General features: G+C 73.7%; 7 protein-coding genes. All 7 read right to left on the bottom strand.

All coding sequences use genetic code 11. The features are described from left to right. Window positions 1-22 precede the first annotated feature (22 nt). Window positions 23-1,369, bottom strand: coding sequence for a hypothetical protein (locus ACGF15_RS01340; protein WP_392796532.1), 1,347 nt, complete (start codon window positions 1,367-1,369; stop codon window positions 23-25). A gap of 12 nt (window positions 1,370-1,381) precedes the next feature. Next, the gene (locus ACGF15_RS01335; protein WP_345608594.1) at window positions 1,382-1,777 is read right to left on the bottom strand and encodes a hypothetical protein; all 396 of its coding nucleotides are present in this window, start codon (window positions 1,775-1,777) and stop codon (window positions 1,382-1,384) included. A 44-nt stretch (window positions 1,778-1,821) separates the two neighbouring features. After that, on the bottom strand, window positions 1,822-3,030 hold the full coding sequence (locus tag ACGF15_RS01330) for an acyl-CoA dehydrogenase family protein (RefSeq protein WP_392796531.1): 1,209 nt from the start codon (window positions 3,028-3,030) through the stop codon (window positions 1,822-1,824). Between the two features lie 13 nt (window positions 3,031-3,043). Continuing rightward, a complete protein-coding gene (locus ACGF15_RS01325) occupies window positions 3,044-3,568 on the bottom strand; it encodes a flavin reductase family protein (protein WP_345608590.1) in 525 nt (174 codons plus the stop codon). A gap of 356 nt (window positions 3,569-3,924) precedes the next feature. Further along, window positions 3,925-4,848 carry an SDR family oxidoreductase gene (locus tag ACGF15_RS01320; protein WP_392796530.1) on the bottom strand — a complete coding sequence of 308 codons (924 nt, stop codon included), beginning with the start codon at window positions 4,846-4,848 and terminating at the stop codon, window positions 3,925-3,927. Then, the gene (locus ACGF15_RS01315) at window positions 4,845-6,041 is read right to left on the bottom strand and encodes an FAD-dependent monooxygenase (protein WP_392796529.1); all 1,197 of its coding nucleotides are present in this window, start codon (window positions 6,039-6,041) and stop codon (window positions 4,845-4,847) included. The genes ACGF15_RS01320 and ACGF15_RS01315 overlap by 4 nt, the downstream gene beginning before the upstream one ends. A 1-nt stretch (window position 6,042) precedes the next feature. Continuing rightward, window positions 6,043-13,287, bottom strand: coding sequence for an amino acid adenylation domain-containing protein (locus ACGF15_RS01310; RefSeq protein WP_392796528.1), 7,245 nt, complete (start codon window positions 13,285-13,287; stop codon window positions 6,043-6,045). Between the last annotated feature and the right edge of the window lie 92 nt (window positions 13,288-13,379).

Genomic DNA, 13,379 nt, shown 5'->3' with positions numbered 1-13,379 from the left:
CCCATGCGGTTCGCGGCGGGCTTCAGCCGGCCGCTCGGACGAGGGCGAGGACGAGCTCCACACAGCGGTCGGCGAGCCGCTCGGCGCGGTCGTCCCGGACGATCCCCTGGGCGTAGGTGAAGTTCCAGGCGAGCTGGTGGTGGGTGGAGTTGACGGTGGCGACGAACGCGCCCACCACCGAGAGGGAGGCGATGAACTGGGCGCCGGAGGCCCGCAGCGGTCCGACGGCGTCCGGGAACGGGACCCGCCCGAGGTTGGAGAGGCAGAGGTTGATCGGCCCCCTCTCGTCCAGGTGCCGCACGAACGGCAGGCTCTCGGCCAGGTTCTGCGGCCCGGCCCCGCCGATCCCGTTGATCATGGAGAACTGCTCGCCCCGCGCCGTGCGCGCCCTGAGATCGGCGCTGATCTCCCGGGCCGTCTCCCACAGCGGGAGGTCCGCCCGGTGCTCGACGAGCGAGGGGATCGTCGCCACATAGCTGCCCACGTCGTCCGGGCCCACCGCCGGTTCGAGGCCGCCCCGGAAGTCGACCGGGGAGCCGATCGAGTACCAGGCGCCCTCCTCGGCCCCGGCGTCCACGGCGAGTGCCCGCACCATCGCGGCGGCGAGCACCCCGTGAACGGTGACCCCGCGGGCCCGGCAGGCGCGGGCGAGCCGGACCAGCGTCGGGCCGTCCAGCGACCGGTGGAGGAACCGGGTGCGGCGCTCCTCGAAGGGCACCGGCCGGTCCGCGTCCACCCGGCGGGGGCGCAGCCGTTCCAGGTCGGCCCCGTCCCGGTCGGCCTTCGCCTTCGCCCGTACCTGCCCCGCGGCGCCGCGGTGTTCGGCCGGGAACAGGTCCTCGGCCGGGGGCAGCACCGTACGGTGTGCCACGGTGCCGCCGACGGCCAGCTCCGCCCACTGCCGTAGCAGCGAGATGAGCGTGGTCCCGTCCGCGACGACGTGGAGCAGACTCAGGACCAGGTCGTGCACCTCGCCGTCGGGCCCGGGGCCGCTGAGCACGACGGCCGTGGCGAGCGGACCGGCCTGCGGGTCGATGCGGCCGTTGACCAGTTCCTCGTCCACGACGCGCCGCCAGCCGTCCTGCACGGCCTCCGGCGAGCCGAGGGTGCGGTGGTCGAGCGGGACGGGACGGCCGTCCGCCGGGACGAAGCGCGGGTGCCGTCCCGTCGGGTCGGCCTCGACCGCCACCCGTAGCAGCGGGTGGCGGGCCTGGAGTCCGTCCAGAGCGGTGCGCAGCGAGGCGCGGGAGACGGGCCCGTGCAGGCGGACCCGTCCGACGACGTTCAGCGGTGAGATCTGGTCGGCTATCCAGTACCAGCGCTCCAGCGGGCTCAGTTCCCGCCGGACCGCCCCGGAGGTCGTGGACACGGGCGTTCCCGGTCAGTCGACCGGCGACGCGGAGAGCGGCCGGAACATGCCCGCGCTCGCCCGGGTCTCCGGGGTGGTCTGCCAGGGCGGGTTGGTGCCGAAGGCGATCAGGACCTCCTCGCCGTCGGCCCGGAAGGCGACGGGCTCGCCCTGCTCCACCCACACCATCTCGTGCGGGCCGGCGCTCACCGAGCCGCCCTCGAAGTCCACGGCGAACCGGCCGGTCAGGACGACGATGAACTCGTCGTAGCTGGGCACCCATTCCATGACGTCGCCGGGGTGCAGGCAGGCGAAGCCCGCGCCCATCGACTTCGGGACGCCGTCGTCGGCCAGGTCTCCGATGTAGATGCGGGTGTCCGCGAACTGCTGCCAGTTCGCCTGCTTCGTTCCGTACGTGTGTGCCGCCATGTCCGGCTCCTTCACGAGGTGTTCCGCTCGACGGGCTGTCCGCGTCAGACCAGCGGAGAGATCTGCTCCTCCACGCCCAGCAGGGCCTTGCCGTACATTTCCTTGATCATCGAGGGTTGCAGGATGGCGTGCCGGGCGCTCACGGCCGAGTCCCGCCAGATCCGCTGGAGCGGGTTGGCGTCGGCGAAGCTGGCCGCGCCGTGCGCGGTCAGCAGCGTGTCGATCGCCTCGGTGACCTGCCCGATCGCCCCGCTGAGGTCCGCCCGCGCCTGGATGCGCCGGAGCGGGTCCAGGGCCTCGCCGCGCCGTGCCGCCCCGTCGATGTCGTCGGTGGCGCGGTGGACGTGGAGGTGAGCGGTGTCGATCTTCTGCGCGGCCTCGGCGACCCGCAGCTGGAAGGCCGTCGAGTCGCGCTGCTTCTCGAAGTAGGTGAACGTGATGGCCTTCTCGGCGGACTTGTCCCTGACCAGCTCCAGCGCAGCACGGCCCAGGCCCAGCTGGGTGGCCGCCAGGGGGGCGGCGGTGAGGAACTGCACGAAGGCGGAGCGGGCGTGGGGTCCGCCGGACCGCTGCACCGGGTAGTCGCCGGCCATCGCCCTCGGCACCGACACCACCCGGTGGTCCGGTACGAGGATGTCCCGGGCCACCAGGCAGTTGCTGCCGGTGGCGCGCATTCCGGCGACGAACCAGGTGTCCTCCACCGTGTAGTCGGCGGCGGGGATCAGGGCCATGCCCTGGTCGACGATCTGCCCGCTGGAGTCCGGGACCGGGAAGCCGATCACGGACCAGCCGGCGTGCCAGGAGCCGGAGGCGTAGTGCCAGCGGCCGGACACCCGGTAGCCGCCGTCGACCCGCTCGGCGGTGGCGCTGGGCGTCAGCACGCCGGACACACGGGTGTCGGGACCGGCCCCGAACACCTCGTCCTGTGCCTGCTCCGGGAAGAGGCTGGTGACCCAGGCCAGCGAGTTGCCGACCGCGACCACCCAGGCACTGCTGCCGTCCCCCTCGGCCAGGATCGCGGACACGTCGACCAGGGTGCGCAGGGACGCCTCGTGGCCGCCGTACCGCTTCGGCACCGCCAGCCGGAACATGCCGCCCGAGGTGAGGAGTTCGACGGATTCGTCGGTCAGCCGACGGTCGCGCTCCCCCCGGTCGGCGTTGCGGGCGAGGACCGGGACGAGGTCCCGTGCGGTGCGGAGCAGCTCGGACGGTTCCGAGGAAAGGAGTGTGCTCTCGGTCCGGGTGTCGGCCATGGGAGTCTCCGTCTCAGTGGGCGAATGCCGTGATGCGGTCGGTTAGGGAACGGGTGTTCGTCGGCGCTGCCCCGGAATGCGTACCGAACGTCCGGCCGCCGTAGACGAGCGGGGCGGCGCCCCGCGTGCCGGAGACCCGGGTCACCAGGCCGAGCAGCAGCAGGTGGTCCCCTCCGGTGACATGCCGCCGGAGCTCGCACACGAGCCACCCCGGGGCCCCCCGCAGACGCGGGAGGCCGTCGTCCGGGCACCAGCCGACCCGGTCGAACCGTTCGGCGGCCGAGGAGGCGAACACCCCGGCCACGTCCGCCTGTCCGGCCCCGAGCAGGTTCACGCCGAACCGCGCGGACCGCAGGATCTTCGGCAGCAGTCGGGAGCGCTGCTCCAGCGCGACCGTCACCATGGGCGGCCGCAGCGAGAGCGAGGTGAGCGAGCCGACGGTCGTGCCGTGGGGCAGTCCGTCCGCCATCGCCGTGACCACCGCCACCGGGGTGCAGACATCGGCCATGAAGTCCTTGAAGTCTCGCTCCGTCACCATGTCTTCTCTCCAGAGCGTGAAGGGGCCGGGCGTGGTCACGGGGCCGCTCCTGCGGGTTCGCCGGCCGTGCGGCGATCCGGCCGGGCCTTCTCCCCGTGGCGGGGACGCTGCGTACGCCGGGTGCCGTCCCGCGGGCCCCGGTGGCTCGGTGTGCGCCGCCGGATGTGCTGCCTCGCGCGGCGGAGGGGTGCCTTCGTGCCGGGCGCATGCGGGCGGTGCGAGAACGCGGCGAGGTGCCGTGGCCGTCGTCGTGCGCCCGCCGGGCCGTGCGGCACGGCCCCCGGCCCGGGGCGCGGGGTGCGTACCTTCCCGGCCCTGCGCGCACCCGCAGCCGGCCCCGCCCCGCCCCGCCGCGGTCACGGCCTCGGGTCCGCGGTGCCGGGCGTGCCCACCAGGGCCGTGACCGCCCGGAACCGGCGGTCCAGCAGCGGGTCGGGGAGCAGCCGTGCCAACCGGGCCATCCGGCGGGCGTCCGCCCCGGCCCAGTAGCGGGCCCGGGGGCGTGCGTCGGTCAGGGCGCGCAGTACCGTGCGGGCGAAGTCCTCCGGGGTGGTCCTGCTCGCCATCGCCTGCTGCGCGTTGCCCTCCAGGAACGCCTGGAGGGCGGACCGGTAGAGGCCGGCGACCGGGGGAGCGGCATCCGCCAGCGCCTGTTCGCCCGCCCGCGACACCTTGGTCCAGATCGGGGTGAGGATGGCGCCCGGAGCGACCACCGAGACGTGTACGCCGGTGGGCCCCAGCTCGCGCCGCAGGGCGTCGCTGAGCGCCTCCTTGGCGAACTGAGCGGCGGAGTAGGCTCCGAGGAAGGGGACCGCGGCCTTGCCGAGGCCGGAGGTGACGTTGACGATCCGGCCGTTGGACCGGCGCAGCAGCGGCAGATGGGCCCGGATCATCGCGAGGTGACCGACCACGTTGACGTCGAGCTGCCGGCGGAACTGCTCGCCGTCGATGCACTCCAGCGGGCCCGGTACGCAGATCCCGGCGTTGTTCACCAGCCCTCGCAGCCCGCCCCAGCGGTCCTCGACGAGTTCGGCCGAGGCCTGGACCGACGCGTCGTCGGTGATGTCGATCACGGCGTAGCGGAGCCTGCCGTGCTGCGACTCGGTGAGCAGCTTCTCCCCGTCCTCCTCCCGGCGGACGCCCGCGAGCACCTGGAAGCCCCGGTGCTCCAGCTCCAGGGCGCACTCGCGGCCCAGCCCCGAGGAGGCACCCGTGACGAGGACCGGGCCGTACGGCGGGATGCTCCCGCGGCGCGGTCCGCGCACTCGGTTCCGGCTCATCGGCCTGCCTCCCCGTCCGCGCCGGCGGGGAGGCCGGCGCCCGGGAAGGTCAGCGCCGGTTCGAGCTTGCCCACCAGCTTCCGGTGGGACATCCACCGGAAGCAGGCGTCCCGGACCCGGCGGCGCACCGGGCCCTGCGACTGCTCGAACTCGCTGATGGCGCGGGTGGCCTCCACCATCGTCCGGGTGCGTTCGTACCGCGCCGACTCGTAGCCGCGCAGCCCCCGGGGTACGTCCGGGGCGTGCCGCAGGTGCTGGGCCAGGACCGCGGCGTCCTCCATCGCCATGGCGGAGCCCTGGCCCAGGCTCGTGAGCATCGGGTGGGCGGCGTCCCCGAGCAGGGTCACCGGCCCCGTGCCCCAGGGCTGGAGGAACGCCCGGTCCCGGGTGTTGAGCGTCAGCAGGTCCTCGGGCGGGGTCACCCGGATCGCCTCCCGGACCTCGTCCGGCCAGCCCGAGTAGGCGTCGAGGACCCCCGCCTTGCCGCCGTCCCAGGTGCTGGACTGCGCGAAGGGCATGTTCTGCGTGCCCCACCAGTAGAGCCGGCCCCGGCCGATGTCGACCAGGCCGAACCGCATCCCGTCGCCCCACAGGTGGACCACGGAGCCCGGGGTGAACCGGGGGTGGCTGTACTCGGTGATGCCGAGCCAGGCGATGTACCCGCTGTCGTGCACGGGCTCGTCCGGTCCGGTGAGCTGCCGCCGTACGGCCGAGTTGAACCCGTCGGCGCCCACCAGGAGATCGGCCTCCGCCTCCCGGCCGTCGGTGAGGTGCACCCGGGCCCGGTCGCCCTCCACCGCGAACCGGTCGGCGGCGGCGCCCAGCCGGATCGGGATGTCCGCCGTCTGGTCGAGGAGTGCGGCGAACAGGTCGGACCGGCTGATGCAGATGCACGGGACGCCGATGCGCCGGGTGATCTCGGGGAACGGGAACTCCCGTATCAGCCTGCCCTTCCGGTCCTTGACACGGTACGTCTCCATCACCCGGCCGCGCTTCTCCAGGCCCAGGTCGATGTCCAGGGTGGCGAGCGCGGCCGTGGCGTTGCTCATCACGGAGAGCCCGAACCCGGCCGCCCGCATCTCCGGCGCCCGCTCGAACACCTCCACGTCGAAGCCGACGCGCCGCAGCGCGATGGCCGCGGTGAGTCCGCCGATCCCGGCGCCGACGACGATGGCTGTTCGTGTGCTGCTCATGTCAGTGCTGCCCGCCTTCGTTCGTTCGGAGTCCCATGGCCCTGAGCACCGGTCCGACGAGGCCGCCCACGCGCGGCTCCTCCATGATCGTGAGGTGGTCGCCCTCGGCGTCGACCACCGTGAGGCGGCCGGAGGTGCGCGCCCGCCACCCGTTGGTCTCGTCCGCGTGCATGCTGTCGATGGCGGTGTGCATGTCCAGCAGCACGCCCGGCAGCGGATCGCGGGCCCGGACGAGGACCACGTCGTAGTCCACGGCCCCGGGCCGGTAGTCGAAGGCGGAGCGCCAGTTCGCCTCGTACACCCGGAACAGCCTGCGGACCACGGCGTCACCGCTGCCCGCGGGCAGGACGCCCTCGTCGACGGCCAGCCGGGTCATGAACGCGAACTTCTCGTCCAGCGTGGCCGGACCGGGCGGCAGGAGGTCGCCGGCGGTGGCGCTGCCGTGCCGGAGCCAGAGCAGCTCCCAGAAGAACCAGCCGAGCAGCGCCTCGTCGTCGGTCCAGGGCCGCCGCTCCGGGTTGAGCGCCGTCGTGTCCAGCAGGACCAGGGAGGCGACGCTCTCCCCGGCGGCGTGCAGCTGCCGGGCCATCTCGAAGGCGACGAACCCGCCGAAGGACCAGCCGCCGAGGTGGTAGGGGCCGGACGGCCGGACCCGGCGCATCGCCGCGATGTAGTCGGACGCGAGCCGCTCCAGGCCGCGCACCGGCTCCGTGCCGACGTCCGCCCCGGCCGCCTGGAAGGCGTAGAGGGGCTGGTCCGGCGGCAGGTGCCTGGCGAACGGCACGTAGCAGAGCACGTTGCCGCCCATGGGGTGCGCGAAGAACAGCGGCGGCCGGGAGCCCTCCGGCCGGATCGCCACCAGCGGGTCGAAGCCGGCGGCCGTGCTGCCCGCCGAGCGGAGCCGTTCGGCCAGTTCGGCCACGGTCGGCGCCAGGATGAAGTCCGACAGCGGGATCGCGGTGCCGAAGCGCTCCTCCATGAGCACGACCAGGCGCATCGCCGTGATCGACGTGGCACCGAGGTCGAACAGGTTGTCGTGCACCCCGACGTCCGGCAGGTGCAGCAGGTCGGCCAGCATGCGGGCCAGCACCCGCTCGTGGTCGTCCCTGGGAGCGACCTGCCCGGCCGGCCCCGTGCGGACCGGCCGCACCTGCTGGAGGGCGGCCTCGTCGCGTTTGCCGTTCGGGGTGAGCGGGATGGCCGGCAGCCACACGAAGTGCGCGGGCACCATGTAGTCCGGCAGCTTCGCCCGCAGGTGGCGCCGCAGCCCGTCCAGGTCCGCGCGCTCGGCGTCGCCGACCAGGAAGGCCACCAGGGAGGTTTCGCCCGCTTCGCCGCGCCGGGCGACCACGGCGACGTCGGTGAGCGCGTCGGGACCGCCCACCGCGGCCCCGGCGGCGACCAGCTCGATCTCCCCGGGCTCGACCCGGTAGCCACGGATCTTGACCTGACGGTCGGCGCGGCCCAGGCAGACCACGTTCCCGTCGGCCAGGACCATGCCGACGTCCCCGGTGCGGTAGACCAGCCCGTCGCCGTCCGGGGCGGGCACGAACCGCTCCTCGGTCAGGTCGGGCCGGCCCGCGTACCCGTCGGCCAGCCCGGCACCGCCGACGTAGATCTCACCCCGGCTGCCGACCGGCACCCGGCGCATCCGCTCGTCCAGCACCAGCAGCCGGGCCCCGTGGATGGGCCGCCCCACCGGGGGCAGCGCCGGGAACGCGGCGGGATCGCCGGTCATCCCGTGGAAGGCGGCGGCGTGCGTCTCGGTGGGGCCGTAGTGGTTGTCGAGCACCACGTCGCCGAGCGAGGCGCAGAACCGGCGGATCTCGTCCGTCGTCCGGAACTGCTCGCCCGACGAGCACAGCACCCGCAGGCTCCGCGGCACCAGGCCGAGTGTCACCGACGCCTCCGCCAGCTGCTGGAGGGCCACGTACGGCAGGTGGATGCGCTCGACGCGCTCCCGGTCCATCAGCCGCAGCAGAGCGGGCATGTCCCGCCGCAGCGCCTCCGAGACGACGACCAGGGTGCCGCCGCCGGCCAGCGTGGCGTACAGCTCCTGGAAGGAGACGTCGAAGCTGAGCGGCGCGTACTGCGCGGTGCGGGCCCCCTCGGCGGTGCTGGCGATCCCGTTCTGCCAGGCCACCAGGTTGGACAGGGACCGGTGCGGCGCCGAGACCCCCTTCGGGCGGCCCGTCGAGCCCGAGGTGAACAGCAGGTACACCTCGTCGTCCTCGCAGAGTTCCGGCAGCTCGACGCTGGGCGGGGCGGCGGCCAGCGCCTCGTACGGGAGGGAGGGGACGGAGGTCTCCAGCAGACCCCGGTGCTCCGCGTCCACGACGACGCGGGCGGGGCGGCCCTGCTCGATCATGGCGCGCAGCCGGTCCACCGGATAGGCGGTGTCCAGCGGCATCGCCGAGCACCCCGCCTTCGCGGTGCCCAGGAGCGCGGCGACGGTACCGGCCGTACGGCCCATGGCGAGGGCGACGCGGTCGCCCGGGCGCACCCCCGACTCCAGCAGACCGGCGGCGAACCGGGTGGCGGCCCGGTCCAGCTCCCCGTACGTCCACGTCAGGTCCTCGGACACCACGGCCTGCGCCCCGGGCGCACGACGGGCCCGTTCCTCGAAGGCGCGGACCGCGTTCACCGGCGGACGCCCGGCCCGCGGGGGCTCCGGCGCCGGAGCGAGGAAGCCGAACTCCACCGCGCCGTCCGGCTCCTCGGCGAGTCTGCGCAGGATGCGCACGTAGGTGTCGGTGTACAGGCGGGCCTGCGCGGGGGTGAACGACTGCCCCGAGAAGTCGAGACGGAGCCGGATGCCCTCGTCCACCGGGTCGACCATGGCGTTGACGACCAGGGAGAAGTTCGTCTCCTCCCGGACCGCGAAGCCGCGGCTGGCGATCCCGGGGGTCCGGAAGACCTTCCCGAGCTGCCGGAAGTGGATGAAGTTGAACAGGGTGTCGACCAGCGACGTCCGGCCGAGGTCCTCCTGGATGACCGCCAGCGGCACCCGCCGGTGGGGGTGGCTCTCCCGCTCCCGGTCCAGGGCGCGGACCACGACGTCGAACCAGGTGGCCTGCTCCGCGTCCACCCGCACGGGCAGGGTGTTGAGGAACAGGCCGCAGGTGCGCTCCGCCCCCGCGACATCCGGCCTGCTGTGCGTCACCAGACCGGTCGTGATGTCCCGTTCGCCGGAGAAGGCCCGCAGCATCAGGACGTGCGCGGCGAACAGGACCGACTTCACCGGGACCCGCCGGTCGCCGGCGGTGGTACGCAGAACGTCGACGAGATCGGCGGGCAGCCGCAGGTCGCACTCCACCCGCTCGTCCGTCCCCGGCGCCTCGTGCGGACGGAAGCTGTCCAGATGGGGCTGCGTCGCGTCGGTCAGCAGGTTCCGCCAGTAGGCGCGGCCCTCCTTCGCGTCGACGGCCGCGCGCTCCTGGGCGACGTGCAGCGCGGCCGAGGGCGGCACGGTGTCCGGTACCGGCGCCAGGTCCAGTCCCAGCAGGTGGCCGTAGTCCTGGAGGAGTTCGGAGACGAGGTTGGCGACGCTGCCGCCGTCGAGGATGGCGTGGTGGAAGCTGAAGACCAGCTCCACCGTCCCGGGCAGGGCGAACACCCGGAAGTGGTACAGCGGCGCACGGTCGAACCGGTAGTCGTACCGGCGCCGGGCCGCGATGTGCTCGTCGACGGCCGCCTCGGCCTCGGCGGCCGGAACCTCCCTCAGATCACCGCAACTCAGTCCGCCCTCGACGGAGGAGTGGACGATCTGGAGCGGCTCGGCGTGGCCGGCCAGGGCGAACGACGACCGCAGCACCGGATGGCGTGCGACCAGGCGGTCGAAGGCCGCCCGGAACTCCCGCTCCCGCCACGGCATGGCGAGGCTGTAGCGGAAGACGTCCTTGTACGTCGCGGAGTCCTGCTTCTCCCGGCTGTGGAACAGCAGGCCGAGTTGGAGGCGGGTGATCGGGTAGGCGTCCTCGCACGTCTCCAGGCGGGCCCGGTCCACCGGGGAGACCAGGGCGAAGGGAGCCGGGGCCGCGGAGCCGGCCGGGACGGCGGAGCCGGCGTCCGAGGCGTTCTCGGCGCAGGTGGCCAGCCCCGCCACGGTGGGGTTGCGCACGAAGTCGTCCGTGGTGAACCGGATGCCCGCCTTCTCGGCGAGCGCCCGCACCCGGAGCATGCTGATCGAGTCGCCGCCGATCACGAAGTAGTCCGTGTGGACGCCGACCTCCTCGACGCCGAGCACCTGTGCCCAGATGCCGGCGAGTTCGGACTCCCGGGCGGTCCGCGGCGTGCTGTCCGCGGCCTCGGCCGCGTCGGCGGACGGGGCGGGCAGGGCCCTGCGGTCCACCTTGCCGTTGGGCGTGAGCGGGAGGCGGTCGAGGCGCTCGAAGGACGACGGGATCATATAGGCGGGCAGCACGTTCCCGAGCGCCGCTCTCAGGCTGCCCGGGTCGAGGTCCCGGTCGGCCGTGCAGTAGGCGACGAGGACCGGACCCCGGCCGCCGGACCGGTGGTCGACGACCACGGCGTCGCGGATCGCGTCCAGGGCGACCAGTGCGTTCTGCACCTCGCCCAGCTCGACCCGGTTGCCGCGGATCTTCACCTGGTCGTCGTTCCGGCCGAGGTACTCCAGATTGCCGTCGTTCAGCAGCCGGGCCAGGTCCCCGGTCCGGTAGAGGCGGCCGCCGGGGACGAAGGGGTCCTCGACGAAGCGCTCGGCGGTGAGCTCGGGCCGGCCGAGATAGCCGCGGGCGACCTGGACGCCGCCGATGTGCAGCTCGCCGGGGACGCCGACCGGCTGCGGGCGGCCGTGCCGGTCGAGCACGTAGAGCGTCGTGTTCTCCACGGGACGCCCGATGGGCACCCGGGTGACGGGGCCCTCGGACGCGGGCGGGCAGTCGAAGCAGGTCACGTCCACCGCGGCCTCGGTGGGGCCGTAGAGGTTGACCAGACGGGGCGGGTCACCGCCGTCGAAGACCCGGTTGAACCGGGTCGCCCGCTCCGGGGGCAGCGCCTCCCCGCTGCAGAAGACGGAACGCAGCGAGCCGACTCCGGTGGCCAGCTCCGGGTGGTCCTCCAGCAGGTCCAGGAACGGGCCGAGCATCGAGGGCACGAAGTGGACCACGCTCACCCGGTGGTCGCGAATCGTGCGCGCGATCCGCTCCGGGTCCTTCTCCGCTCCCGGTGGCAGCAGCACCACCCGCGCCCCCTGGACGGCCCACCACAGCAGCTCCCACACCGAGACGTCGAACGAGATGGGCGTCTTCTGCAGGAGCGTGTCGCCCGGACCGACGGGGTAGCGGCGCTGCATCCACGCCAGCCGGTTCCCCACCGCGCGGTGCTCCACCATCACGCCCTTGGGGCGACCGGTGGAGCCCGAGGTGTAGATGGTGTACGCGAGGTCCTCCGGGCGCGCGGTGCGCCCGAGCGGCCGGCCGGAGCCCCGGTACAGCGCGGAGATCCGGAGCACCGGGGCGCCGGTGGGCAGGTCCCCGACCGCCTGCGCACCGCACAGGACCAGCTTCGCCCCGCAGTCCTCCAGGAGCAGCCGGACGCGGGAGGGCGGGTGGCCGGGATCGACGGGTACGTAGGCGGCGCCCGCCTTGAGGATGCCGAGCAGGCCGGGCAGCAGCTCCGGGCCGCGCTCCGCGAGGATCGCCACCCGGTCGCCGGGGCCGGCGCCCCGCTCGCGCAGCGCCCGTGCCACCTGGTTGGACCGCCGGTCCAGCTCGGCGAAGGTCAGCGTGGCGCCTGAGGCACCGTCCACCACGGCCGTCAGATCGGGGGTGCGCGCCGCCTGTTCGGCGAACAGCTGGTGCAGCGTCTTGTCGCGCGGGTAGGGCGCGGAGGGGCCCTGGCCGCGGCGGACGACGTCCTCGTACTCGTCGTCGGTCAGCATGGGCAGCTCCGCGAGCGGCAGCTCCCGGGAGTCCAGTCCGCGGCGGAGGAGTTCCCCGACGTGTCCGGCGAGGGCCGTGGCCGTCAGGTGCCCGTCGAACACGTCGTCGGCGTAGTCGAGGTCGACGCGCAGGCCCGGCTCGCCGTCGAAGGCTTGCACCATGACGGAGAGCGCGTCGGACGCGTGGACCGGGGCCATGATCGTGGTGGTCCGGTCCACTCCCGGGATTCCCGGCGGCCGGGGGAAGCGCAGGTAGGAAGCGGTGACGTCGAACAGCCGTCGGCCGTCGGCGTCCTGCGCGGGGGCCTCGCGGAGGATCTCGCCGAACGGCAGCCGCTCGTGCTCCCTGAGCCGGTCGATCTGCCGGCGGACCCCCTCGGCGAGTTCGACCAGCGGCAGATCCTCCGCCACCGGGATGCGCACCGGCAGGTTGTTGGCGAACTGGCCCACGACCGAGCGCTCGTCCTCGGTCCGGCGGTTCAGGAACGGCACGCCGACCACGACCTCGTCGGCCTGGTGGATGCGCCCGAGGCACACCGCGAACGCCGAGAGCAGGTAGGGGAAGGGGGACGCGCCGGCGTCGAGGATGCGACGCACCAGCTCCTCGCCGACCGGGAAGGAGTGCCGGCCGCGGCCGGGCCGGGCGGCGCCGGAACGCGTGAAGAGAGCGGGCTCCATTCCCGCCAGATATTCTCGGTAGAATGCGCGGTCGTTCTCGCGTTCCGTGTCGCCGACGGCGGATCCGAATTCCTGGATGGAATTCCAGTAGGAGGCGGAACCGGTCCGTCCTGCCGACTCGGCGGTTTCCGGCCCGGCGGCCGGAACGTCCTCTCCGGACACGCGCGAGCGGTAGTCGGAGAGAATCCGCAGGGTCAGCGCGTTCAGGGCCCAGGCATCGGTCACGATGTGGTGCGACGTCAGCACCAGGTGGACGGCCTGCGGCCCCTCGGTGACCACGGCGGCCCGGAACAGCGGCCCGCCCCCGAGGTCCAGCGGTCGGCCCAGCTCCTGCTCGCACCAGTTCCGCACGGCCCCGGCCGGGTCCGGCCCCCCGGAGAGGTCGATGTGCTGGAAGGCAGGCCCCCCGGCGTCCGGCTCCTCCGCGATCCGCCGGACCCGGGGGATCCCTTCGCCGTCCTCGCCGAACCGCAGCCGGAAGGCGTCGTGCTCCCGCACCGCACGGGCCAGGCAGGCACCGAGCAGCTCCCGGTCCAGGGCCCCCGCCAGCCGCTCGTGGACCAGCACGTTGAACTGGCAGCTCCCCGGTGTTCTTGCTTCGGCCGCCCAGATGTCGCGCTGGTATCCGGTGAGTCCGAGGGCCCTGGATTCAGCTGCTATCCCCACGGAATGCCACTCCTTCGCCTGCCATTCGTGCGCGAACAAACAACGGCTCGGATCAGGCTAGGGTGAAGGGGTTGGCGCGGCTACTGCGTAAT

Source organism: Streptomyces sp. NPDC048001, assembly GCF_043203115.1.
In the GTDB taxonomy this organism is placed as follows: Bacteria; Actinomycetota; Actinomycetes; order Streptomycetales; family Streptomycetaceae; genus Streptomyces; species Streptomyces sanyensis.
Note: the sequence above shows the minus strand (reverse complement) of the source record. Positions and strands in the feature narration are given on the sequence as shown.